This is a genomic window from Acidovorax cavernicola (assembly GCF_003581445.1).
The window spans coordinates 1-23,708 of the sequence record NZ_QXMN01000064.1; the positions used below are offsets into that span (position 1 = coordinate 1).

Consider the following 23,708-nt stretch of genomic DNA (forward strand, 5'->3'; position numbering starts at 1 on the left):
GGGCAAGCCTGGGGATCCTCCACCGCCACCACCTCCACCGCAGGCCGCCAATGTGGCCAGGGTCACCGAGGCCAGCAGGAATTTCGTTTTCATGGAATCGATCCCTCTCTTTGAATGAGTAAATGACGGCTGTCGCCGAAGACCACGGCTTGCGCCGGAACGCGCGAAGGTACAGAGCACACATGGACGAACACAGTGCACAAAGTCATGCCACGCCGTCGCGTGGGATGCGCATTTCGCTGTCGGCGAGCTGGTACTGGCGGGCAAGAACGACGTGCCGCTTCTTCCGCGTTTGCGAGGGAGGTGGCCAACATGACCTTGTGCACTGTTCGAGCCATCCACGCGCTGCATAGCATCTGGAAATGACTGCGACCGAAAGGACTTCATCCCGGCATTTCGAAGCCCCGAGGGACGCCGTCAGGCCACGCGCCATCCTTGTCGTGGACGACCATGATCTTGTGAGGATGGGCGTCTGTGCCCTGCTGCGAGCCAACATGTCGGCGGCGCCCGTTGACCTGTTCGAGGCCCGCGATCTGGCTGAAGCCCTGGCCATCTACGAGGGCAACCAGGACGCGATCGAACTGGTCCTGCTGGATCTGGCACTTCCAGATACCCAGGGTCTGAGCGGTCTCGCGCAATTCCGCTCGCGCTACCCCGGCGCGCGCATCATCGTGCTATCGGGCACGGGGGCCACGTCGCTCGCACAGGACACGCTCGCCCAAGGAGCGATGACCCTGGGCGCCTTCGCGTACCTGCCGAAGTCGGCAACGCTCAGGGAGGTCGTGAGCTTCATCCGGGCTTGCGGGTTGCTCGGCGGTGATGCGGTGAACAGCGAGCCCTCTGCCGCACCACCCCTCACCCATGCCACGCAGCCTCTGTCCAGCAATGCCAGACACAAGCTGACGAAGCGCCAGTTGCAGATACTCAACTGGCTGCTGGAGGGAAAGACCAACCATGAAATCGCCGTGTTGGCCGGGATCGGCGAAGGCACGGTCAAGAACTATGTCGGGAGCATTCTTCTGCAGTTCGGACTGCACTCGCGCGCACAGTTGATCAGCAGCTTGCGCTGATCCCTGTTGACGACTTTGTTGGGCGAGACCCGTTGCACGCCCCCGTGCCCCCTCACTCCACCGTGACGCTCTTGGCCAGGTTGCGCGGCTTGTCAACGTCGGTCCCGCGCGCGCAGGCCGTGTGATACGCCAGCAGCTGCAGCGGCACCACGTGCAGCAGCGGCGACAGCGCGCCGTAGTGCTCGGGCATGCGGATCACGTGCAAGCCCTCGCCGCTGGCGATCTGGGTGTCGCCGTCGGCCAGCACGTAGAGCACGCCGCCGCGCGCGCGCACTTCCTGCAGGTTGCTCTTGAGCTTCTCGAGCAGCGCGTCGTTCGGTGCCACGGCCACCACGGGCATCTCGCTCGTGACGAGCGCGAGCGGGCCGTGCTTGAGTTCGCCGGCGGCGTAGGCCTCGGCGTGGATGTAGGTCACTTCCTTGAGCTTGAGCGCGCCTTCGAGCGCGATCGGGTAGTGCAGGCCGCGGCCCAGGAACAGGGCGTTGTCCTTGCGCGCGAAGTCTTCGGCCCAGCCGATGATCTGCGGCTCGAGCGCGAGCACCGACTGCAGCGCGACGGGCAGGTGGCGCATTTCCTTCAGGTAACGCGCCTCGTCGACGGCGCTCAGGCGGTCCTTGGACTGCGCGATGGCGAGCGTGAGCAGGAACAGGCCGGCGAGCTGCGTGGTGAAGGCCTTGGTCGAGGCCACGCCGATTTCGACGCCGGCGCGCGTGATGTACGCCAGCTTGCACTCGCGCACCATGGCGCTGGTGGCGACGTTGCAGATGGTCAGCGTCTGTTCCATGCCCAGCGAACGCGCGTGCTTGAGCGCGGCCAGCGTGTCGGCGGTTTCGCCCGACTGGCTGATGGTGACGACCAGCGTCTTGGGGTCGGGCACGGAGTCGCGGTAGCGGTACTCGCTGGCGATCTCGACCTGGGTGGAGATCTTCGCGATGCTCTCGAGCCAGTACTTGGCGGTGCAGCCGCTGTAGTAGCTGGTGCCGCAGGCCAGGATGAGGATCTTGTCGATGTCCTGGAACACGCGGTGCGCGCTCGCACCGGTGGCGCCGTCCTGGCCGATGCCGTCGAACAGCTCGGGCACGATGCCCTCGACGCCTTCGAGCGTGTCGCCGATGGCGCGCGGCTGCTCGAAGATTTCCTTCTGCATGTAGTGGCGGTACGGGCCCAGCTCGGCCGCGCCGCTGTGGGCGTGCACGGTGCGCACGGTGCGGGTGACGGGCTTGTGGTTCTTGTCGACGATCCAGTACTTGCCGGGCTGCAGGTCGACCACGTCGCCTTCTTCGAGGTAGACGATCTGGTCGGTCACGCCAGCCAGCGCCATCGCATCACTGGCCAGGAAGTTCTCGGTGCCGTCCTTGCCCGCGCCGAGGATCAGCGGCGAGCCAGCGCGCGCGCCGATCACGCGCTGCGGTTCGTCACGGCAGATCACGGCGATGGCGTAGGCGCCATGCAGTTGCAGCACGGCGGCCTTCACGGCCTCGAACAGGTCGCCGTTGTAGAGGCTGTCGACGAGGTGGGCGATGACTTCGGTGTCGGTCTGGCTCTCGAACACGTAGCCCTTGGCCTCGAGCGCGGCACGCAGCGGCTCGTGGTTCTCGATGATGCCGTTGTGCACGAGCGCGATGCGGCCCGGGCGCGAGGCTGGTGCGTCGGCGCCGGCGCCGTGGCTGAAGTGGGGGTGGGCGTTGTGCACGGCCGGTGCGCCGTGGGTGGCCCAGCGCGTGTGGGCGATGCCGGTGAGGCCTTCGACCTTGTCTTCACGCACCTGGGTCAGCAGGTCGGCCACGCGCGAGGTGGTGCGGGCACGGCTCAGGCCGCCGGCATGCACTGCCACGCCGCAGGAGTCATAGCCGCGGTATTCGAGCCGCTGAAGGCCCTGGACCAGGACCGGAACGATGTCGCGATGGGAGGCTGCGCCGACGATGCCGCACATGGGTGTACCTTGTCTTGAAGAACAGAAGGGCTCGATGGTAGGGAGGCAGTCGAGAAATATGGCGTCTAAATTTCCACAATTTCGGACTTTTATTTCATCGAAACCCATAGATGGAGTTTTATTCCATAATTTCAATCAATATGGAATCAACCTCCCTCGACGCGATCGACCTCAAGCTGCTCGACGCGCTCCAGCACGACGCCTCGCAGACCAACCAGCGCCTGGCGGCCGACGTGGGCATCTCGCCGCCCACCTGCCTGCGCCGCGTGCAGCGCTTGCGGCAGGAAGGGCTGATCGAGCGCCAGGTCGCGCTGCTCTCACCCGACCGGCTCGCCACGGTGCTGGGCCACGGGCTGCAGGCGGTGGTGGAGATTTCGCTGGACCGGCAGGACGCCGCCGCGCTCGACGCCTTCGAGACCCGCGTCATCGCGGACGACGCGGTGCAGCAGTGCTGGCGCGTGTCGCCGGGGCCCGATTTCATCCTGGTGGTGGTGGCGCGCGACATGCCGGACTACGGCGCGCTGACGCAGCGGCTGTTCACGGCGGACGCCAACGTGCGCAACGTGAAGGCGTTCTTCAGCCTGAAGCGGGCGAAATTCGGCGCCCGCGTGCCGCTGGGGTGATCTGCACGCGCCCTCAGCCAGAGCGCGTGAGAAAAAACAATCAGCCCTTGGGCAGCTTCTGCGGCCGCTTCCAGTTGGGGAAGCTGACCTGCTTGCCCCGTGCCACCGTCAGTGCACCCGGCTCGGTCGACTTGTTCACGGTCGATCCGCCGCCGATGGTGCCGCCCGCGCCGATGGTGATCGGCGCCACGAGCACGCTGTTGCTGCCCACGTGCACGTCGGCCTCGATCACGGTGCGGTGCTTGTTCGCGCCGTCGTAGTTGGCGGTGATGCTGCCCGCGCCGTAGTTGACGCGCTCGCCCACCGTGGCGTCGCCCAGGTAGGCCAGGTGATTGGCCTTCGCGCCGGCCGCCAGCGTGGAATTCTTGACCTCGACGAAGTTGCCGATGTGCACCTCCGCGCCGAGTTGCGCGCCCGGCCGCAGCCGCGCGAAGGGGCCGACCAGCGCGCCCGCGCCCACCGTCACGCCGGCCTTCTCGCCGTCGATGTGGGTGAACGGGTGGATCACCGCGCCCGCCTCGATGCGCACGTTGGCGATCACGCAGTTCGCACCGATGCGCACGCCCTCACCCAACGACACCGTGCCCTCGAACACGCAGTTGACGTCGATGTCGACGTCGGTGCCGCAGCTCAGCGTGCCGCGCAGGTCGAAGCGCGCCGGATCGGCCAGGCGCACGCCCTGCTCCATCAGCGCATTGGCCTGGCGCAGCTGCCAGGCCCGCTCCAGCGCCGCGAGCTGGGCCGGGCTGTTGATGCCGGCCACCTGCAGCGCGTCGGTCGTGACATGCGCCACCACCGGCACGCGGTCGTCGGCCGCGAACTTCACGATGTCGGTCAGGTAGTACTCGCCCTGTGCGTTCTTGTTGTCCAGCCGCGCCAGCCAGCCCTTGAGCAGCCGCGCGGGCGCGGCCATCACGCCGCTGTTGATCTCGCGCACCGTGCGCTGCGCCTCGGTGGCGTCCTTGTGCTCGACGATGGCCGTCACCTCGCCGCCGGCGCTGATGCGGATGATGCGGCCGTAGCCCGTGGGGTCGTCCAGCTCGATGGTCAGCAGCGCGAGCCGTTCGCCACCGCTGGCGGCGATGAGGGTGCGCAGCGTGTCTTCGCCGATCAGCGGCACGTCGCCCGACAGGATCACCACGGTGCCGTCGTCCGGCAGTTGGGGCGTGGCCTGCTGGACCGCGTGGCCGGTGCCCAATTGGGGCTCCTGGCGCGCGAAACCGAGGGCGGCGGCGTTCACGGCGGTGGCCTTGATCGCGGCCTCGACCTGCTCGGCGCCGTGGCCCGTGACGACCACGACGTGGCGCGCGCCGATTCGCGCGGCGGTGTCGGTCACATGGGCCAGCAGTGCGCGGCCGGCCAAACGATGCAACACTTTGGGCAGCTTGCTCTTCATGCGCGTGCCCTTGCCGGCCGCCATGATGACGACGTCGACCGGCCCCTGGTTGCTCTGCTGCGGAGTCTGATTCATGCGCTTTTCTTCCCGGATTCGTTGTGCTGGACTGGCCCGGATTATCGGCGTGCTGCTTGTGGCCGCCGCCCTGGGGGCTTGCAGCACGATCAAGCTGGCCTACAACAACCTGCCCGAGCTGAGCTACTGGTGGCTCGACAGCTACTTCGATTTCGACGGTGCCCAGACCCCGAAGGTGCGCGACGAACTCGCCCAGCTGCTGGCCTGGCACCGCCAGAACGAGCTGCCGCGGATCATCGGCCTGCTGCAGGAGGCTCAGGGCCTCGCATCGGCCGAGGTGACGCCGGCCCAGGCCTGCCAGCTGGCCGACCGGGTCCGCGAGCGCCTGCTCGCCGTCACCGAGCACGCCGAGGCCGCCAGCACCGAGCTGGTGCTGAGCCTGAGCGAAGCGCAGCTGCAGCAGCTCGAACGCAAGTACGCGAAGAACAACGCCGAATACCGCAAGGACTGGCTCGACCGCAGCCCCGCGCAAGTGCAGGACAAGCGTTACGACCAGTTCCTGGACCGCCAGGAAGACTTCTACGGCCGCTTGACGACCGAGCAGCGCGCCCTGCTGCGCCAGCAGGTGGCGCAGTCGGTGTTCAACCCGCGGCTGGCGTACGAAGAACGGCGCCAGCGCCAACAGGAGGCGCTGGTGCTGCTGCGGGGCTTCGTTGGCACCAACGGCGGCCCGCGCACCTCGCCGGCCGAGGCGCGCGCCGCGCTGCATGCCTATGTGCTGCGCATCGCCGATCCGCCGCCCGGGCCCTGGCGCGAGCAGCAGCAGGCGCTGCTGCAGGAGGGCTGCCGCAACCTGGCGGCGCTGCACAACACCACCAGCACCACGCAGCGCGAGCAGGCCGTGCGTCGGCTGCAGGCCTACCAGAGCGATCTGCGGCAGCTGGTGGCGGCACGCTGAGGCGGCCAACCCCTCAGATCATCGGCACCGGCCGCAGGGGACGCTCGAAGTAGTCGCCCAGCGTTTCGAGCGCGTGCGGCTCCAGGATGCGCAGCCAGCCGCCGTCGAGCTTGTACAGGCCCAGGCGCTGCAACCGCCGCATCGTCTTGTTGGTGTGCACCAGCGACAGCCCCAGCGCATCGGCGATGTGCTGCTGGTTGAACGGAAACTCCACCCAGCCGTCGCGCACCATGCCCACGCGCTGGGCGCGGCGGTACAGGTGCATGAGCAGCATGGCCACGCGCTCGCCCGCGTTGCGGCGCCCGGCGGTGACGAGGTGGTCGTCCACCAGCTTTTCCTCCCGCGCGGCCAGCCAGGTGATGTCGTAGCCGAGCCGGGGCTGGGTCTGGAACAGTGCCCACAGCCGCTCGCGCGCGAAGGCGCAGAGCGTGGCGTCGGTCACGGCCTCGACGCCGTGGGTCTGGCCGTCGGCGAACTCGTCCTGCAGGCCGACGAAATCACCGGGCAGCAGGAAACCCAGAATCTGCCGCCGGCCGTCGCTCAGGGTCTTGTAGCGGAAGGCCCACCCCGCATAGAGCGTGAACAGCTGCGGACTGGCGCGGTGCTCGTCGACGATGGTGCCGCCCGCCTCGACGCGCCGGGTGCCGGTGCGAAAGGACTGGATGGCCTGCAGCTGCTGCGCCGTCACCGGCAGGAAGGCCTCCAGCCGGCGCAGCGCGCAGCCTTCGCACGGGTTCGCGCCCTGCGGCGGGGAGGCGGCGACGGGGTAGTCCTCGAACTTCACGCCGCACTATAGGCCGGCGGTGCTGTGTCTTTTGACATTTCAAGGTGCGAGGCAGGTCCCTAGACTCGAAGCGACCTCCCCCTTCCGCACCGAATGACACCAGAACAATCACCCGCTTCGGCATCCGCAGACCTGCTGCACGAATTCCTCTATTGCAGCCTGCTGGCCCAGGACCTGCCGCCCGCCACCGTGGGAACGATCGTCACGCAGGCCCGCGCACGCAATGCGGAGGACGGCATCTCCGGCCTGCTGGTCTTCGACGGCCAGTACTTCTGCCAGCATTTCGAGGGGCCGCGCGACGCGGCGCAGGCACTGATGGACCGGCTGCAGCGCGATGCAAGGCATGTCGGCCTGGTGGTGGTCCATGAAGGACCGCTGGCCGCGCGGCGCTACACCGGTTTTGCGATGGGGCTGGCCGAATGCGAGGGCCCCGACCGGGTCTCGGGCCTGCAGGCCCTGCGCGGGGAGGCCGCGCTGGCGCACTTCCTGGCGCTGCGCGCCAGCTTCGACATCAGCACCTGAACCCGGTCGCTCCGCTGGCGGTGGCGCCCCACGAAAACGCCGGGCATAGAAAAAGGCGGCCGAAGCCGCCTTTGTTCAGAAGAGCCGGGAGTGCAGGCGGTCGGTCAGACCGGATCCCACACATAGGTGGCACCGTAGCCATCCCAGGCTTCCATGACGATGCGCTGGCCAGCGGCCACGGTCATCGATTCGCCCGGGGCCAGCACGATGTCTTCGCTGGGGCCGTGGGCGGTGGCGTCGGGCGTGACCCACACGCGGCCCTGCTTGACGCGCAGCACGCTCGCCGACCGCGCCTTCAGGCTCATCGCCTCGCCGGGCGCGATCTGCCAGGCTCCGCGGCGCACGGCCGGCGGAATGGCCGCGGTACGGGTGGAACGGGACAGGGAAGCGAGCGATTCGGTGGTGCAGACGGCGGTGGACATGATGAGGACTCCTTGGCTGGTCCGAAGCGCCTTGACAGACAGAGAGGTTGGCGCAGTTCGGGAATGAATGATCGTTTTTGCGGCCTTGGAGGTCCAATGAAAACGAGGTAGCCTACTGATGCGCGTTTCGCATCAATTGATCCGACCGCCGGGAACGCACACCAAAGTCATACCCATGCAACATTCGCAAACCCACCTGCGCTCCCGCCCCATCTCCGCGGGGCATCTGCGGGCCTTCGAGGCGGTCGCGCGGCACCTCAATTTCCGCGCCGCGGCCGAGGAAATGGCGCTCACCCAGTCGGCCGTGAGCCGGCAGATCCAGTCGCTGGAAGAAGAAGTGGGCGTGGCGCTGTTCCTGCGCCATACGCGGGCGGTCGAACTGACCAGCGCGGGCGCCCAGTTGCTGCTCGCGGTGCAGCAGTCGCTGCCGCGCATCGACACCGCTGTGCGGCAGATCCGCCAGAGCGCGGGGCGCAAGAGCGTGGCGCTCACCACCTTCGCCTCGTTCGCCTCGATGTGGCTGATTCCACGGCTGGAAGCCTTCCAGCGCGACAACCCCGAGATCGACATCCGCATCGACGCCAGCGACATCGCGGTCGACCTCGACGTGGCCGACGTGGACATCGCCCTGCGCTACGGCCCGCCCGAAGGCATGCCGCCCGGGGCCGTGCGGCTCTTCGGCGAAACGCTGACGCCGGTGGCGAGCCCCTGGCTGATCAAGAGCAACCCGCCGATCAAGACACCGGCCGACATCGCCCGCTTCACGCTGATCGAGGCCGGCGACGCGCACCGCACGCACCTCGAATGGCTCACGTGGCGGCGCTGGTTCGAAGTGAACGGACTGGAGCGCGCGCAACCCAAGCGCTGGCTCTATTTCAACTATGCGTACCAGATGGCGCAGGCCGCGCTCACGGGCCAGGGGCTGGTGCTGGCGCGCAGCTCGCTGATCGCCGAAAGCCTGGCCAACGGCGACCTGATCGAGGTGCTGCCGCAGCACCGGCTGGATTCACCCATGGCCTACTGGCTCATCTCGGGGCCGCGCAACGCGCTGCGGCCGGAGATCAAGGCCTTTTCCGAATGGCTGGAGGCGCAGGCCGTCACCACGCGCCAGACCATCGGCGAAGTGCCCGATCCGGACACCGTCGACAACCTCGACTGAGCCGACTCAGGACGTTGGCCAGACGACGCCGTTGTCGTTCAGGATGGCATCGAGGGGCAGGTCGTGCGACTCAGGCTCGAAGTCTTCGAGAAAGCCGTTCGTGAAGCCCAGCCCCACCGTGAACGGCCGCGGCTCCAGCGCCGCCAGCGTGCGGTCGTAGAAGCCGCCGCCGTAGCCCAGCCGGTAGCCGCCCGCGCTGTAGCCCACGCAGGGCACGAACAGCAGGGTCGGCACGATCAGCTCGGTGTCCTTGGGCTTGGGAATGCCGTAGGCGTCTTCTTCCATCTGGCAGCCCGGGTACCAGGCATGGAAGGTGAGCGTCTTGTGAACTTTGTCGATCACCGGCAGTCCGATGCGACGGCGCTGCGGCTCGTCGATCAGTTCGCCGTCTTCCTTCCAGCGGTGCAGTGCGGGCAGCGGGTCGAACTCGCCCTTGATCGGCCAGTAGGCGCCGATCACGGTGTCGGGCCGCCCGACCAGCCAGATCCGCATCACCCGCTGCAACAGGTCGGCGCGCGCGAGGCGATCCGGCAAGGCCAGGCGTTGCTCGATGAGCGCCTTTCTCAGCTGATCCTTCAGAAAACTCGCCGTGGCCGAGGTGTCGGCACCTTTTGACTTGTCCATAATCCCCCGATGCAGTTCCCAAGCATTTTGGCATCCGCGCGCCGTCGTCAGCGCCGCGGCGCGCCCGCCCTGGTTTTTTCCGCCGTTCTCGCGCTCGCCGCGCTGCTGTCGCAACAGCCCGCCGCCGCGCAGAGCAACACCAACGACGACGTGCTCACGCAGATGAAGCAGGCCTTCCAGCGCGGCGACAAGGCCCGCCTGACGGCCCTGCTGCCGCAGGCCCGCGGCCATGCGCTCGAACCCTGGGCCGCCTACTGGGAGCTCAAGGCCCGCCTGCAGGAAGCCGCGCCCAACGAGGTGCAGGACTTCTTCGCGCGCTACCCCAACACCTACCAGGAAGACCGCCTGCGCAACGACTGGCTGCTGCTGCTCGGCCAGCGCCGCGACTGGGACGGCTTTGCCGCCAACATCGCTGGCTTCCGCATGGGCGACGACGCCCAGGTGCGCTGCTACGCGGTGCTGGTCGACACGCTGCGCACCGGCACGGCCACGCAGGCGCAGGCCGACGAGGTGCGCCGCAACTGGTTCGCCCAGCGCGACAGCGACGACGGCTGCCTCACCGCCGCCGACCGCATGGTCGCCGCCCGCCTGATGACGACCAACGACGCCTGGAAGAAGGCGCGCCTGGCCATCGAGGCCAACCGGCCCGCCGCCGCGCGCGGCGCCGTCACCATCGCCGCGCCCGACGCGCTGCCGCTGTTCGAGGAGGTCAACGCCAGCGCCGCCAAGTTCCTCACGGGCCGCGCCTTCGTCGCCGCCAAGTCGCGCAAGGAACTGGTGGTGCTCGCGCTCATCAAGATCGCGGTCGCCGACCCCGACCAGGCCGCCTCGCAACTCGACGGCAAGTGGGGCCCGATGCTCTCCGCCGAGGAGCGCAACTGGCTCTGGGGCACCATCGGCCGCACGGCCGCGAACAAGCTCTCGCCGATGGCCGTGAGCTACTTCGGCAACGTCACGAAGAACAGCGACCTGTCCGACGACATGCTCGGCTGGCGCGTGCGCGCCTCGCTGCGTGCCGGCCAGTGGAAGGACGTGGCGCCCGCCGTCAACGCCATGAGCGACGCCGCCCAGCAAGACCCCACCTGGGTCTACTGGAAGGCCCGCGCACTCAGCAGCGCCGGCGGCGACGAGCGCCGCGCCCAGGCCCGCGAGCTGTACACCAGCATCGCCGGCACGCGCGGCTTCTACGAAATGCTGGCGCTCGAGGAGCTGGGCCAGCGCACCGTGGCCGCCACCCGCCCCGCGCCGCTCACGCCGGAAGAGAAGAACGCCGCGCGCACCAACCCGGGCTTGCAGCGCGGCCTGCAGGCCATCGGCATGGGCCTGCGCTCCGAAGGCACGCGCGAGTGGAACTACACCACCAACCTGCACGAGAAGGGCGGCATGGACGACCGCGCCCTGCTCGCCGCCGCCGACCTGGCCTGCCAGCGCGAGGTGTGGGACCGCTGCATCAACACCAGCGAACGCACCAAGGGCGTGATCGACGTGGAGCAGCGCTTCCCCATGCCCTTCCACGACACGGTGCTGCGCAAGAGCCAGGACATCGGCCTGGACCCGGCCTACGTGTACGGCCTGATCCGCCAGGAAAGCCGCTTCATCATGGACGCGCGCTCGGGCGTCGGCGCCTCGGGCCTGATGCAGGTCATGCCCGCCACCGCGCGCTGGACCGCCCGCAAGATCGGCATGACCGACTTCACGCCGGGCCAGATCAACGACCGCGAGACCAACATCACCATCGGCACCAACTACCTGAAGCTCGCGCTCGACGACTTCGACGGTTCGATGGCGCTGGCCGCCGCGGCCTACAACGCCGGCCCGGGCCGTCCGCGCAACTGGCGCAACGGCCCGGTGCTCGACGCGGCCATCTGGGCCGAGAACGTGCCCTTCACCGAGACGCGCGACTACGTGAAGAAGGTGCTGGCCAACACCACCAACTACGCCGCCATCATCACCGGCCGGCCGCAGTCGCTGAAGGAGCGCCTGGGCCGCGTGGGCCCGCGCAACGCGAACGAACCCGAGCCGAACAAGGACCTGCCCTGACATGAGCCCCCACGCTCATCACTTCGTGTATTCGCTGCCCCCCGAGGGGGCGCTGGCCTCCCTTGGGGCGGCCCGGCGCGAGGCCTGACATGACCTGGCGCGACGAGGTGCTCGACACCGTCGCGTCCGAGTTCTCGGACGTGGGCGATGTCGCGCAGCTCACGCGCATTTCGGTGCGGCTGCTGCTGGCGGCGGTGCTGGGTTTCCTGCTCGGCTTCGAGCGGGAACAGCACGGCAAGGCGGCCGGCGTGCGCACCCACATGCTGGTGGCCATCGGATCGGCGCTGTTCGTGCTGATCCCGCAGCAAAGCGGCATCCTCCCGGCCGACATGAGCCGCGTGATCCAGGGGCTGGTGGCCGGCGTGGGCTTTCTCTGTGCCGGCACGATCCTCAAGCAGGGCAAGGACGAATCCCACGTGCAGGGCCTCACCACCGCCGCCGGGCTCTGGATGACGGCCGCCATCGGCATGGCCTGCGGGCTGGGCCGCGAGGCCACCGCCGTGCTCAGCGCGCTGCTGGCGCTTGCGGTGCTGTCGCTGGTGCCGCATCTCGTGGCCCTGATCGAACGCGTCGTGAAGCCATCGGCGGACGCGGACGCCTCCGGCCCGCGCGTGATCGTGCCGCCCGAATCGCGCCGCGATGGCGAACAGCGCTGAAGCGCTGACGTAGCCCGCATCGGCATCAATTCGCGCTGCCTTCGTCATCAATCGCCGCGCGCCGCCCGGCTAGCATCGACGGCTTTGCCCCCATTCCCGCACTGACCCGGAGACCCAGAAGATGTCCAAGCTCTACATCGGCAACAAGAATTACTCGTCGTGGTCCATGCGCCCCTGGGTGCTCATGACGCAGGCCGGCATTCCCTTCGAGGAGGTGATGGTCCACTTCGACTCGTTCGATGCGACCTCGCAGTTCAAGCATGTGATCGGCGCCATCAACCCGGTGGCCAAGGTGCCGGTGCTGGTCGACGGCGACCTGGCCGTGTGGGACACGCTGGCCATCGCCGAGTACCTGGCCGAGCGCTTCCCCGAGAAGCAGCTGTGGCCCCAGGGCGTGGCCGAGCGGGCCCGCGCGCGCAGCATCTGCGCCGAGATGCATTCGGGTTTCGGCAACCTGCGCGGCAACTGCCCGATGAACATCGAGGCCTCGCTGCCCGAGGTGGGTGCGCGGCTGCTGGCCGAACAGCCCGGCGTGCGCGAAGACCTCGACCGCATCGTGCAGATGTGGACCGAGCTGCTCGACACGCACGGCGGCCCGATGCTGTTCGGCGCCTTCACCATCGCCGACGCCTTCTTTGCGCCGGTGTGCATGCGCATTCGCGGCTACGGCCTGCCGGTGCCGCCGGCCATCGACGCGTACATCGCGCGCGTGGCCGCGCTGCCGGGCGTTGCCGCGTGGATTGCGGGCGCCCTGGCCGAGAAGACCTTTGTAGCTTTCGACGAGCCCTACCGCACCTCGCGGGACTAAGCGCTCCCCCAGGCTACCCTCGCTGCGCGAGGTCCGCCTACCCCCTCACCGGGGGCAACCCCAGCGGCCCGGCAAAGCCGGTTCCGCGGGGCTCCTGGCATGAGCAGCGTCGGCTTCAGCGGCGCCCACTGAACGCTGTCGCGCCGATCAGAACCGGTACGTCGCCGCCAGGTAGGTGACGATCGGGTTCAGCTTCAGGCTCGACTCGCTGCGCGCCACCGGCAGGCCGGTGATGCTGGTCGTGGTGAGCTTGGCCTTGGTCTTCAGCGGGATGTACGACACCGAGAACGACACGCCCCAGTGCTTGTCGAACTGGTAGGCGACGCCGGCGTTGAGCACGGGCGCGAACGAGCTGTCGAGCTTGGCGGTGGTGTTCACCGAATACGGCGACGTGTGGAACTGGCTGGCCAGCGCGCCCTGCAGGTTCGACGTGAGCTTCACGTCGCTGTACCAGACATAGGTGGCGCCCAGGCCCACGAACGGACGGAAGGCGTCGTTGCCTTCGTTGAAGTAGTACTTGGCCAGCACGGTGGGGCTCCACTGGCGAGCCTGGCCGAGTTCGCCCACGCGCGCCAGCGTGCCGCTGCCGTTGAGCTTGAACTTGGGCGGCACGCCGAGCACGCCCTCGACAGCCCAGTGGCTGTCGATGAAGTACGCGACGTTCAGGCCCAGCGTGTCCGAGTCGGTGACGCTCGCGCCCGAACCGGCCAGCACGCTGTGCACGGGCGCGGTCACGGTCAGCGGCTTGCTCGAATCCTGCGGCGAGAGGTGGAACCAGCCGGTGCCGACGACCCAGTCGCCCGCGTTCTGCGCCAAAGCGCTGCCCGATGCCAGGACCCCGAGTGCCGCCAATGCCAACGATGCTGTTGTTTTGAGTTTCTTCATAGCTGTGAATGCTCCTTGGGTGTTGAGAACGGCCCCGTCTCCGGGGGCGCCGGCCAGCGACCGACGCTTCGCGCGACGCGAATTTGCGAACGGTCGTTCGCGTCGCTCGTCGATTATCGAACGACCGTTCGTTTTCTGCCAAGCAAGCATCCCTACACTGCACTCATGAACATTTTTCTCGTCGGCGGTGCACTGCGCGACCGGTTGCTGGGCCGCCCGGTGTCCGACCATGACTGGCTGGTGGTGGGCGCCACGCCCGAGGCCATGGTGGCGCGCGGCTACCTCCCCGTGGGGCGCGACTTCCCCGTCTTCCTGCACCCGCAGACGCGCGAGGAATACGCGCTGGCCCGCACCGAACGCAAGAGCGCACCGGGCTACCGCGGCTTCGTCGTGCATGCGGCGCCCGATGTCACGCTCGAGCAGGACCTCGCGCGGCGCGACCTGACCATCAACGCCATCGCCCTGCCCGCCGAGCACGTGCGCGCCGACGGCAGCTTCGACCCACGCCCCGACACGCTGGCCGACCCCTTCCACGGCCAGCGCGACCTGCGCGACAAGGTGCTGCGCCACGTGACCGACGCCTTCCGCGAGGACCCGGTGCGCATCCTGCGCGTGGCGCGCTTCGCCGCGCGCTTCGACGACTTCACCGTCGCGCCCGAAACCATGGCGCTGATGCGCGAGATGGTCGCCGCCGGCGAGGTCGATGCGCTCGTGCCCGAACGTGTGTGGCAGGAACTCGCGCGCGGCCTGATGGAAACGCGCCCCTCGCGCATGTTCGAGGTGCTGCGCGACTGCGGCGCGCTCGCGGTGCTGCTGCCCGAGGTCGATCGGCTCTGGGGCGTGCCGCAGCCGGCGCAGCACCATCCCGAGATCGACACCGGCGTGCACCTGATGATGGTGCTCGACACCAGCGCGCGCCTGGGCGCCACGCTGCCCGTGCGCTTCGCCTGCCTGATGCACGACCTCGGCAAGGGCACCACGCCCGTCGACATGCTGCCGCGCCACATCAACCACGAGCTGCGCAGCGTCGACCTGCTGCAGGCCGTGTGCGAACGCTGGCGCGTGCCGGTGGAGCTGCGCGAGCTGGCCGAGGTGGTGGCGCGCGAGCACGGCAACATCCACCGCAGCGGCGACCTCGGCGCGACGCCGCTGGTGCGGCTGCTGGAGCGCTGCGACGCCTTCCGCAAGCCGGCGCGCTTCGCCGAGGCACTGCTGGCCTGCGAATGCGACGCGCGCGGCCGGCTCGGCTTCGAGGACAAGGCCTACCCGCAGCGCCCACGGTTGCTGGCTGTGCTCGCGGCGGCGCAGGGCGTGGCCACCGATGTGGTCGCGCGCGAGGCGCAGCAGGCCGGCGCGACGGGGCCGCGCATCGGCGAGGCGATCCATCGCGCGCGCATCACGGCGGTGGCGGCTTCGCTGCCGGCCGCGGCCGACTGATCGCGTCCGGACACCACTGAATCCGGCCTTCGGCGCAGGCCGGGACTTTGGCCGACACGCGCCGCGTGCGAGCCGTGCTATGGTTTTTCCCGATGCCAAAGTCCTCCAGCAGCAACGCACAGTTGCCTCCTTCGCCGGGCCGGGACGCCGCCCTTTTTCTCGACTTCGACGGCACGCTGGTCGGCCTCGCCGCCACGCCTGAAGCCATCGAGGTGCCTCCCGCCCTCGTGCCCCTGTTGAGCGATCTGCGCGACCTGCTCGGTGGCGCGCTCGCCGTGGTGTCGGGCCGCCAGATCGATGCCATCGACCGCTTCCTTGCGCCGTTGCGGCTGCCCGCGGCCGGCGAGCACGGCGTGCAGCGGCGCGATGCCCAGGGCGCCATGCAGGAGCAGCGCCCGCCCGATCTCGTGCCCATCCTGGACATTGCCAACGAACTCGCGCGCATCCACGAAGGCCTGCTGGTGGAGCGCAAGCATGCCGCCATCGCGCTGCATTACAGGCTCGCGCCGCAGCTCGAAGCCGTGTGCCGCGACGCGATGACGCGCGCCATCGCGAACCATCCGCAGCTCGAGCTGCTGCACGGCAAGTTCGTGTTCGAGGTCAAGCCCGCGGGCGTCAACAAGGGCCTCGCGATCGAAGCCTTCATGAACGAGGCGCCCTTCGCGGGCCGCACGCCGGTCTTCGCGGGCGACGACACCACCGACGAGAGCGGCTTCGCCGTCGTGCAGCCGCGCGGCGGCATCGCGATCAAGGTCGGCGCCGGCCCGAGCCTGGCGCTGCACCGGCTCGAATCGCCGCGCGCCGTCTACGAATGGCTGGTGCAGGCACGCGACCTGCTTGCCGCGCCCAATCACAAAGAAGCATCACCGAGGAGCCCCGCATGAGCGAACACCAGTTGCCGGAAGCCCCGGAAGACCGCGCAGGCAATGCCCTGGCCGGCGCAGCGGGCCCCGACGACCACGCACCGGTCGACACGACGAAGGCCGCTGCAGCCACCCCACGCGGCTTTGCGCCGCCGGCCGAGCCCTCGCTCAATGTCGGCGTGATCGGCAACTGCGCGTACAGCGCGCTCATCGATGCGCGTGCGCGCGCCGTCTGGTGCTGCCTGCCGCGCTTCGATGGCGACCCGGTCTTCAATGCCCTGCTGCACCCCGGCGAGGAAGCCGGCGCCTGGGCCATCGAGATCGAGGACTTCGCGTCCAGCAAGCAGTGGTACGAACCCAATACGGCCGTGCTGCGCACGCAGCTGTTCGACAGCGCGGGCCAGGGCATCGAGATCACCGACTTCGCGCCGCGCTTCTACAGCCGCTCGCGCTACTTCCGCCCGCTCATGATGGTGCGCCGCGTGCGCCCCATCGCCGGCGCGCCGCGCATCCGCGTGTCGCTCGACCCACGCTTCCAGTGGGGCGCTTCGGAACCGATCGAGGTCACGCGCGGCAGCAACCACATCCGCTACGTGGGGCCCGACGTGACGCTGCGGCTGAACACCGACGCGTCGATCTCGCACATCCTCTCGCGCCAGGCCTTCGTGATCTCGCGCGAGTACAACTTCATGTTCGGCGTGGACGAGACGCTGCTCGAAGGCATTGCCGACACCGCGCGCAAGTTCGAGCAGGAAACCATCGCGTACTGGCGCACCTGGAGCAAGCGCCTGGCCATTCCCTTCGAGTACCAGGACGCGGTGATCCGCGCGGCCATCACGCTCAAGCTCTCGCTGTACGAGGACACCGGCGCCATCGTCGCTGCCATGACCACCAGCATTCCCGAGGCGCCGGGCAGCCAGCGCAACTGGGACTACCGCTACTGCTGGCTGCGCGATGCCTTCTTCGTGGTGCGCGCACTCAACTCGCTGAGCGAAGTGGGCACGATGGAGGACTACCTGCGCTGGCTCGCCAACGTGGTGATCGGCTCGCACGGCGAGCACATCCAGCCGCTGTACGGCATCGGGCTGGAGCGCGAGCTGCCCGAGTCCTTCGTCGAAGGGCTGGCAGGCTACCGCGGCATGGGCCCGGTGCGCGTGGGCAACCAGGCGCAGGAACACTTCCAGCACGACGTGTACGGCAACATCGTGCTCGGCGCGGCGCAGGCCTTCCACGACCACCGCTTGCTCAGCCGCGCGGGCGTGGCGGAGTTTCCGCACCTGGAGGCCGTGGGCGAGCAGGCGGTGCGCGTGTACGGCACGCCCGACGCCGGCATGTGGGAGCTGCGCACGCGCGCCCGCGTGCACACCAGCTCGGCGCTCATGAGCTGGGCCGCCTGCGACCGCCTGGCCAAGATCGCGCGCACGCTGGAGCTGCCCGAGCGCGCGGCCTACTGGCACGGCCACGCGGCGCGCATGAAGGAAGAGATCCTCGCCAAGTCGTGGAGCGAAGAGCGCCAGGCCTTTGCCGAGAGCTTCGGCGGCAACGAGCTGGACGCCAGCATCCTGCTGATGGTCGAGGTGGGCCTGATCGATGCGCGCGACCCGCGCTTCATCTCCACCGTCGACGCCATGGAGAAGTCGCTGTGCGACGGCCCCTACATGCGCCGCTATGAGGCGGCCGACGACTTCGGCAAGCCCGAGACCGCCTTCAACATCTGCACCTTCTGGCGCATCGACGCGCTCGCCAAGATCGGCCGCAAGGCCGAGGCGCGGCAGATCTTCGAGACCATGCTCGCCGCGCGCAACCCGCTGGGCCTGCTGTCGGAAGACACGCACCCGGTGACGGGCGAGATGTGGGGCAACTTTCCGCAGACCTATTCGATGGTCGGCATCATCAACGCGGCCGTGCGCCTGTCCGCCCCCTGGGACTCCTGCATATGAGCCGTCTCGTCGTCATTTCGAACCGCGTGGCCGACCCGCGCAAGCCCGCCGCCGGCGGACTGGCCGTGGCCCTGGGCGAATCGCTGCAGCAAAGCGGCGGCCTGTGGTTCGGCTGGAGCGGGCAGATCGTCGAGGACGGTCCCACGGGCGAAGGCGAGCTGCGCACGCAGCAGGCCGGCAAGGTCACGCTCGCCACCATCGACCTGAGCCGCGACGACCACGACAGCTACTACCTGGGCTACAGCAACGACGTGCTGTGGCCGGTGTTCCACGACCGGCTCGACCTGGCGCACTTCGACGCCGGCTTCATCGGCGGCTACCGGCGCGTGAACCAGCTGTTCGCGCGCAAGCTGCTGCCGCTGCTGCGCGAGGACGACATCCTCTGGGTGCACGACTACCACCTGATCCCGCTGGCGGCCGAGCTGCGCGCCATGGGCTGCAAGCAGCGCATCGGCTTCTTCCTGCACATTCCGCTGCCGCCGCAGATCATCATGGCGGCCATTCCGCAGCACGAGTGGCTGATGCGCTCGCTGTTCTCCTACGACCTGATCGGCTTCCAGGCCGAGCAGGACGTGCAGCACTTCGCGCACTACGTGCGCAACGAGGCGCGCGGTGAAACGCTGGGCGGCGACCTGTTCCGCGCCTACGGCAACACGGTGCGCGCGGCGGCCTTTCCGATCGGCATCGACGTGGACGAGTTCGCGGCGCTCACGCACGCCAAGGAATCGCGCGACATGTACGAGACCATGAAGCGCGAATACTCGAGCCGCCGGCTGCTGCTGGGCATCGACCGGCTCGACTATTCGAAGGGCATCCCGCAGCGCGTGCGCGCTTTCCGCGAGCTGCTGGCCAACTACCCCGAGAACCGGCGCAGCGCCACGCTGATCCAGATCGCCTCGCCCACGCGCGAGACGGTCGATGCCTACGCCGACATCCGCAAGGAGCTCGAATCGCTGTGCGGCGCCATCAACGGCGACTACGGCGAGCTTGACTGGATGCCGGTGCGCTACATCCACCGCATGGTGGCGCGCCGCCGCGTGCCGGGCCTGTGCCGCGCGGCGGCCGTGGGGCTGGTGACGCCGCTGCGCGACGGCATGAACCTCGTGGCCAAGGAATACATCGCCGCGCAGGACCCGGCCGACCCCGGTGTGCTGGTGCTGTCGCGTTTCGCGGGAGCGGCCGAGCAGCTGAAGGAAGCGCTGCTGGTGAACCCCTACGACACGCACGGTACGGCGGAGACGGTGCAGCAGGCGCTGCAGATGCCGCTGGAAGAGCGGCGCGACCGGCACCAGAAGCTGCTGTCGCGCATCCGGGCGCAGGACATCCACTGGTGGCGGCGGACCTTCCTCGAAGCGCTGCGGGAGGCGGCGAGCGAGCGCTGAGCGCGCGCTCATTTAGCGCTCGCTCACCACCCCGTCAGCAACCGCACGAAGCGCATCACGGGCCGCGCCTGTGCCTGCGCTGACGCCGGGGTCCGGGTCGCCCGCTCCGGCGTGTGCACCCGCAGATGCACCGCCGTCACCGCCGACACCTCGATCCACCCGCCTTGCGGCACGCGATGCATATCGCCTTCGGTGAGCAGCGTCTCGGTCATGAACACCGTCTCGCCCAGCCAGCCGGGTGGCGACACCACGCGGGCGCGGCCCTCGGCCAGCTGGAGCCAGGCCCCGGCATCGACCGCGGTGCGCAGCGACTGGCCGGGTTCAAGGACGATGAAATCGGGTGCTTCGCAGAGCGTGGTGATCATGGCGGACCTCGGGTGAATGAGGCTTCATCGTAGGAATTCCATCGCTCAAAAAACAGGCACACGCCATGGCTATTGCGACCGGAACAGTCGGGCCGCCGCGCCATCTGTTATGGTCTTTTTCCCGAGCAACTGCATCTGTTTTTGGATGCCCGATGCAGGGAACATCCACCCATGGACTCGCTACCGCTCTACCGCCAGCTCGCGGCGCACTACGTCGACGCGATCCACGCCGGTTCGCTCAAGGCCGGCGACAAGCTCCCGTCGCTGCGCAGCCTGATGCGGCTGCACGACATCAGCCTCTCCACGGCGCTGCAGCTGTGCCGCGCGATGGAGAGCGAAGGCTGGGTCGAGGCACGCGACCGCTCCGGCTACTTCGTGCGCCGTCCGCAGCGCCTGGTCATCGCGGCGATGGAGGAACCCGCCTCCGGCCTGCCGCCCGACCCGGCGCAGTTCGTCAACATGCGCACGCGCATGGCCAACTTCATGGCGCGCGGGCGCCTCAACGAGGTCAAGCTCAACTTCGCGATCTCGCGCGCCGCCCCCGAGCTCTACCCGGCCGAGGCGCTGCGCAACGCCATGACGCGCGCGCTGCGCCAGCGGCCCGAACTGCTGACCACCGCCTCGTCGCAGAAAGGCCACGAGCAGTTCCGCCAGGTAGTGGCCCAGCGCAACCTGCGCGTAGGCATGACCGTCGCGCCCGACGACGTGCTGGTCACCAACGGCTGCATCGAGGCCCTGAACCTTGCGCTGCGCGCCATCGCCAAGCCCGGCGACACCGTCGCCGTGGAATCGCCCACCTTCTACGGCCTGCTGCAGGTGCTCGAAAGCCTGGGGCTGCGCGGCCTGGAGATTCCCACCAGCCCGCAGACCGGCATCTCGCTGGAGGCGCTGGACCTGGCCATCCACACCTACGACGACATCAAGGCCGTGGTGGTGGTGCCGCACCTGCAGAACCCCATCGGCAGCGTGATGCCCGACGCGCACAAGCAGCGGCTGGTGCAGCTGTGCGAAAGCCACGGCATCGCGCTGGTCGAGGACGACACCTACAGCGACCTGGTGGAAACCGAGGTGCCGCCGCGCGCCATCAAGTCCTGGGACCGCACGGGCAACGTCGTCTACTGCGCGTCCTTGCACAAGGTGCTGGCGCCGGGCCTTCGGCTGGGCTGGATCACCGCCGGGCGCTGGCACGCGCAGGTGGAAATGCTCAAGTACGCGCAGACGCGCAACAACGAGGCGCTGGCGCAGATCGCCGCGGGCGAGATCATTGCCAGCGGCGGCTACGACCGCCACCTGCGCCGCCTGCGCGAACGCCTGCACACGCAGCGCGACCAGACGGCGGACGCCATTGCCCGCTACTTCCCGTCGGGCACCCGGCTCAACCTGCCGCGCGGCGGCTTCCAGTTGTGGGTGGAGTTGCCCGAGCGGCTGTCGTCGGTCGCCGTGTTCGAGGCCGCGTTGCGCGAGCACATGCTGGTGGCGCCGGGCGCGCAGTTCTCGAACGCCGCGCGCTTCGACCACTACCTGCGCATCAACTGCGGCTGGCCCTTCAGCGAGGCGGTCGATGCGGGGCTGCGTCGGCTCGGACAGATCGTCGAGGAAGGCTGCGCCGCGCAGAAGAGCCTGCCGGCGTCAGCGTCAGCGGCGACCAGATCGCCACGCGTTGCCGTTCAGTCGAGCAGGGCCAGGGCGGCGTAATCGCCCACCTTGTCGCCGAGCCCGGCGGGCACCAGCAGCACGCCACGCGTGAGCGGCGCCAGCTTGCCGTCGATCTGCGCCTGCAGCCTTGGCAGCAGGAAGTCGCGGTGGTGCCAGAACACGCTGCCGCCCAGGCTGATGCGCTGCAGGTCGAGCGTGATGATCATGTTGTAGAGCATGCGGCCCAGCACGCGGCACAGCGCATCGACGATTTCCAGCGAATGCGGCTCGCCCGCCGAGGCGGCCGAGAACAGGTCGGGCGCCGACTGTCCGAAACGGCGCGAGATCGAGTTGCCGGCCACCAGCGCCTCGACGTCGCCCAGGTTGCCGCAGCCGCAGAGCGCGGCACTCGCGTCGTCGACCACGAAGCTGTGGCCCGCGTGACCCGCATTGCCGTTCTTGCCGCGCAGCGCGCGGCCGTCCACGCACAGGCCCACGCCGACGCCCGTGCTCCAGGTGGCATAGGCGCAGTGATCGAACCCCTTGAGCGCGCCCCAGTGGCGTTCGGCCTCCAGCCCGGCGACCGCGTCGTTCTCGACGCGCACCTGTCCGAAGCGCCGGGCCAGCGGGGCTTCGATGATCGCGGTCATCCACTGGTTGGGCAGGCCGCGGGCCGGACCGGCGATGCCGCCGCAGATGTTCGGCGTGGCCAGCTCGACCATGCCGTCGTGCAGCTCGAAGGGCCCGGTCGACGACACGCCCACGCGGTCGATGCTCGCGGGGTCGACGCCCTGCTCGGCGCAGACCTCGTCGATGAGCCGCAGGATCTGCACCGCCACGGCATCGTTGTTGCCGGTCTTGGCGGTGGGCTCGCTGCGGCGGCCGATCAGCGGCGCGTCGCTCGAAGCGGAAAGGCTCACGGCCACCTTGGTGCCGCCGATGTCTACGCAGGCTCTCATTGCGGGTGTCTCTTCTTTCTCAGAGCAGCCGGGCGATCAACGCCGCGATCATGCTGAGCACCACCGTGCTCGCGATCGGCAGCTGCCAGTCGCGGCCGAAGGCACGGAACTCGAAATCGCCGGGCAACCGTCCGAAGCCGAAGCGGCGCAGCCAGGCGGTCAGCCCGCTCATGAGCACCAGCGCCAGGACGACGACGATCAGCCAGCGAAACATGGAAAACAGTCTAGGCCGCGAGCACGGCCAGGGCTTGTCGGTGAAGTTCGGGTGTGGCTGCAGCGATCACGCGCTGATCGGGGTTCAGCCCCAGCGGCCGGCCCTCCCAGTCGGTGACGACGCCGCCCGCCGCCTCGATCAGGCCCGCCGGGCCCAGGAAGTCGTAGGGCTGCAGGCCCGTCTCGACCACGAGATCGATGGTGCCGCCCGCGAGCTGCGCATAGCCATAGCAGTCGCCGCCGAAGCGGCGCATCGCGCACTGGCGGCTCAGGCGGTCGAAGGCTGTCCAGTCGGCCGGCGAGAAGATGTCGGGCGAAGTGGTGACGATGCGCGCCTTGGCAATCTCGGTGCAGCCGCTCACGCGCACGGGCTGGCCGTCGCGCGTGGCGCCCTTGCCGGCCTGGCCCACCCAGCGCTCCTTGAGCACCGGCATGTCGACCATGCCGAACACCACGCGACCGCCCTGCAGCACGCCGATCAGCGTGCCCCACAGCGGCGAGCCGGTGATGAAGCTGCGCGTTCCGTCGATCGGGTCGAGCACCCAGATGCGCTCGGCGTCGAGCCGCTCGGGGCCATGCTCCTCGCCGAAGATGCCGTCGGCGGGCACGCGCGCGCCAAGAATCTCGCGCATCGCCGTCTCGGCGGCGCGGTCGGCCAGCGTGACCGGGCTTTCGTCGGCCTTGGTGATGATGTCCAGCGGCGTGCGGAAATGGCGCATCGACTGCGCGGCGGCGGCATCGGCCAGCGCACCGGCGATCGAGGAAAGGTCGGGGGTGGAAGAGCTCATGGGAAGGACAGAACGCGTGCCAAAAGCTGCGATTAGACCCGAGCCCGCGCCCCTTCCCCCATCGCCGGGGCATTCGCCCGGCCCCTCGCGGTGACCTCGGCTACCGCTGCTGCCCCCAGCGCCGCACCGTCAGCCGCTCCAGCGTGCGAAAGCCCAGGCTTTCCACCAGCAGGCCGATCAGCACCACCAGCGCGAGGCCGGCGAACACGCGGTCGGTGTACAGCTCGTTGC

The 23,708-nt window shown here is 68.9% G+C and carries 23 protein-coding genes and 1 pseudogene; 13 read left to right on the forward strand and 11 right to left on the reverse strand.

Annotated elements, in window-relative coordinates; all coding sequences use genetic code 11:
- The first annotated feature begins 440 nt into the window (after positions 1–440).
- Positions 441–1,070, forward strand: coding sequence for a response regulator transcription factor (locus D3H34_RS29235; RefSeq protein WP_286186414.1), 630 nt, complete (start codon positions 441–443; stop codon positions 1,068–1,070).
- A gap of 52 nt (positions 1,071–1,122) precedes the next feature.
- Here the strand turns inward: D3H34_RS29235 and glmS are convergent, their stop codons facing one another.
- Positions 1,123–3,003, reverse strand: a complete 1,881-nt coding sequence (glmS, locus tag D3H34_RS29240) for a glutamine--fructose-6-phosphate transaminase (isomerizing) (RefSeq protein WP_119558153.1) — start codon at positions 3,001–3,003, stop codon at positions 1,123–1,125.
- 140 nt (positions 3,004–3,143) lie between these two features.
- On the opposite strand from glmS, the gene D3H34_RS29245 reads away from it, so the two are divergent.
- Positions 3,144–3,626, forward strand: a complete 483-nt coding sequence (locus D3H34_RS29245) for an Lrp/AsnC family transcriptional regulator (protein ID WP_119558155.1) — start codon at positions 3,144–3,146, stop codon at positions 3,624–3,626.
- 40 nt (positions 3,627–3,666) lie between these two features.
- Here the strand turns inward: D3H34_RS29245 and glmU are convergent, their stop codons facing one another.
- Positions 3,667–5,097: a bifunctional UDP-N-acetylglucosamine diphosphorylase/glucosamine-1-phosphate N-acetyltransferase GlmU gene (gene glmU, locus D3H34_RS29250; protein ID WP_119558157.1), complete on the reverse strand. Its 1,431-nt coding sequence runs from the start codon at positions 5,095–5,097 to the stop codon at positions 3,667–3,669.
- Between the two features lie 49 nt (positions 5,098–5,146).
- On the opposite strand from glmU, the gene D3H34_RS29255 reads away from it, so the two are divergent.
- Positions 5,147–5,995, forward strand: coding sequence for a DUF6279 family lipoprotein (locus D3H34_RS29255; RefSeq protein WP_286186417.1), 849 nt, complete (start codon positions 5,147–5,149; stop codon positions 5,993–5,995).
- 13 nt (positions 5,996–6,008) lie between these two features.
- Here the strand turns inward: D3H34_RS29255 and D3H34_RS29260 are convergent, their stop codons facing one another.
- Complete coding sequence (locus tag D3H34_RS29260) at positions 6,009–6,779, reverse strand: Crp/Fnr family transcriptional regulator (protein ID WP_205736830.1); 771 nt, start codon at positions 6,777–6,779, stop codon at positions 6,009–6,011.
- Positions 6,780–6,872: 93 nt separating this feature from the next.
- Here D3H34_RS29260 and D3H34_RS29265 point away from each other — a divergent pair, with 93 nt between their 5' ends.
- The gene (locus tag D3H34_RS29265; RefSeq protein ID WP_119558159.1) at positions 6,873–7,301 is read left to right on the forward strand and encodes a BLUF domain-containing protein; all 429 of its coding nucleotides are present in this window, start codon (positions 6,873–6,875) and stop codon (positions 7,299–7,301) included.
- 104 nt (positions 7,302–7,405) lie between these two features.
- On the opposite strand, the gene D3H34_RS29270 is transcribed toward D3H34_RS29265, so the two are convergent.
- The gene (locus D3H34_RS29270; RefSeq protein WP_119558161.1) at positions 7,406–7,723 is read right to left on the reverse strand and encodes a DUF2917 domain-containing protein; all 318 of its coding nucleotides are present in this window, start codon (positions 7,721–7,723) and stop codon (positions 7,406–7,408) included.
- Between the two features lie 175 nt (positions 7,724–7,898).
- On the opposite strand from D3H34_RS29270, the gene D3H34_RS29275 reads away from it, so the two are divergent.
- A complete protein-coding gene (locus tag D3H34_RS29275) occupies positions 7,899–8,882 on the forward strand; it encodes a LysR substrate-binding domain-containing protein (RefSeq protein WP_119558163.1) in 984 nt (327 codons plus the stop codon).
- Positions 8,883–8,888: 6 nt separating this feature from the next.
- On the opposite strand, the gene D3H34_RS29280 is transcribed toward D3H34_RS29275, so the two are convergent.
- Positions 8,889–9,506 carry a 5-formyltetrahydrofolate cyclo-ligase gene (locus D3H34_RS29280; protein WP_119558165.1) on the reverse strand — a complete coding sequence of 206 codons (618 nt, stop codon included), beginning with the start codon at positions 9,504–9,506 and terminating at the stop codon, positions 8,889–8,891.
- A gap of 9 nt (positions 9,507–9,515) precedes the next feature.
- On the opposite strand from D3H34_RS29280, the gene D3H34_RS29285 reads away from it, so the two are divergent.
- The 3 genes from D3H34_RS29285 (at position 9,516) to D3H34_RS29295 (ending at position 13,010) form a co-directional block, all read left to right on the forward strand.
- On the forward strand, positions 9,516–11,546 hold the full coding sequence (locus D3H34_RS29285; protein ID WP_119558167.1) for a lytic transglycosylase domain-containing protein: 2,031 nt from the start codon (positions 9,516–9,518) through the stop codon (positions 11,544–11,546).
- Positions 11,547–11,635: 89 nt separating this feature from the next.
- On the forward strand, positions 11,636–12,202 hold the full coding sequence (locus tag D3H34_RS29290) for an MgtC/SapB family protein (protein ID WP_119558169.1): 567 nt from the start codon (positions 11,636–11,638) through the stop codon (positions 12,200–12,202).
- Positions 12,203–12,323: 121 nt separating this feature from the next.
- On the forward strand, positions 12,324–13,010 hold the full coding sequence (locus D3H34_RS29295) for a glutathione S-transferase family protein (RefSeq protein ID WP_119558170.1): 687 nt from the start codon (positions 12,324–12,326) through the stop codon (positions 13,008–13,010).
- A 147-nt stretch (positions 13,011–13,157) separates the two neighbouring features.
- Here the strand turns inward: D3H34_RS29295 and D3H34_RS29300 are convergent, their stop codons facing one another.
- Positions 13,158–13,895 (reverse strand): OmpW/AlkL family protein, encoded by a 738-nt coding sequence (locus D3H34_RS29300; protein WP_119558172.1) that lies wholly within the window; start codon positions 13,893–13,895, stop codon positions 13,158–13,160.
- A gap of 165 nt (positions 13,896–14,060) precedes the next feature.
- On the opposite strand from D3H34_RS29300, the gene D3H34_RS29305 reads away from it, so the two are divergent.
- The 4 genes from D3H34_RS29305 (at position 14,061) to otsA (ending at position 19,517) form a co-directional block, all read left to right on the forward strand.
- A complete protein-coding gene (locus D3H34_RS29305) occupies positions 14,061–15,332 on the forward strand; it encodes a multifunctional CCA addition/repair protein (RefSeq protein ID WP_119558174.1) in 1,272 nt (423 codons plus the stop codon).
- Between the two features lie 92 nt (positions 15,333–15,424).
- Complete coding sequence (otsB, locus tag D3H34_RS29310) at positions 15,425–16,216, forward strand: trehalose-phosphatase (protein ID WP_119558193.1); 792 nt, start codon at positions 15,425–15,427, stop codon at positions 16,214–16,216.
- A complete protein-coding gene (locus D3H34_RS29315) occupies positions 16,213–18,135 on the forward strand; it encodes a glycoside hydrolase family 15 protein (RefSeq protein WP_119558176.1) in 1,923 nt (640 codons plus the stop codon). The genes otsB and D3H34_RS29315 overlap by 4 nt, the downstream gene beginning before the upstream one ends.
- Positions 18,132–19,517: an alpha,alpha-trehalose-phosphate synthase (UDP-forming) gene (gene otsA, locus D3H34_RS29320; RefSeq protein ID WP_119558177.1), complete on the forward strand. Its 1,386-nt coding sequence runs from the start codon at positions 18,132–18,134 to the stop codon at positions 19,515–19,517. The genes D3H34_RS29315 and otsA overlap by 4 nt, the downstream gene beginning before the upstream one ends.
- A 23-nt stretch (positions 19,518–19,540) precedes the next feature.
- On the opposite strand, the gene D3H34_RS29325 is transcribed toward otsA, so the two are convergent.
- Positions 19,541–19,882: a hypothetical protein gene (locus D3H34_RS29325; protein WP_119558179.1), complete on the reverse strand. Its 342-nt coding sequence runs from the start codon at positions 19,880–19,882 to the stop codon at positions 19,541–19,543.
- 171 nt (positions 19,883–20,053) lie between these two features.
- On the opposite strand from D3H34_RS29325, the gene D3H34_RS29330 reads away from it, so the two are divergent.
- Positions 20,054–21,577, forward strand: coding sequence for an aminotransferase-like domain-containing protein (locus D3H34_RS29330; RefSeq protein ID WP_119558181.1), 1,524 nt, complete (start codon positions 20,054–20,056; stop codon positions 21,575–21,577).
- On the opposite strand, the gene D3H34_RS29335 is transcribed toward D3H34_RS29330, so the two are convergent.
- The 4 genes and pseudogenes from D3H34_RS29335 to D3H34_RS34780 all read right to left on the reverse strand — a co-directional run.
- A complete protein-coding gene (locus D3H34_RS29335) occupies positions 21,550–22,476 on the reverse strand; it encodes an ROK family protein (protein ID WP_119558183.1) in 927 nt (308 codons plus the stop codon). The two genes, D3H34_RS29330 and D3H34_RS29335, sit on opposite strands and share 28 nt — an antisense overlap.
- A 19-nt stretch (positions 22,477–22,495) precedes the next feature.
- Positions 22,496–22,690, reverse strand: coding sequence for a DUF2905 domain-containing protein (locus D3H34_RS29340; RefSeq protein ID WP_119558185.1), 195 nt, complete (start codon positions 22,688–22,690; stop codon positions 22,496–22,498).
- 10 nt (positions 22,691–22,700) lie between these two features.
- Complete coding sequence (hisN, locus tag D3H34_RS29345; RefSeq protein ID WP_119558187.1) at positions 22,701–23,477, reverse strand: histidinol-phosphatase; 777 nt, start codon at positions 23,475–23,477, stop codon at positions 22,701–22,703.
- Positions 23,478–23,577: 100 nt separating this feature from the next.
- Positions 23,578–23,708 (reverse strand): annotated as a pseudogene (locus D3H34_RS34780) (ABC transporter permease); the annotation flags it as partial.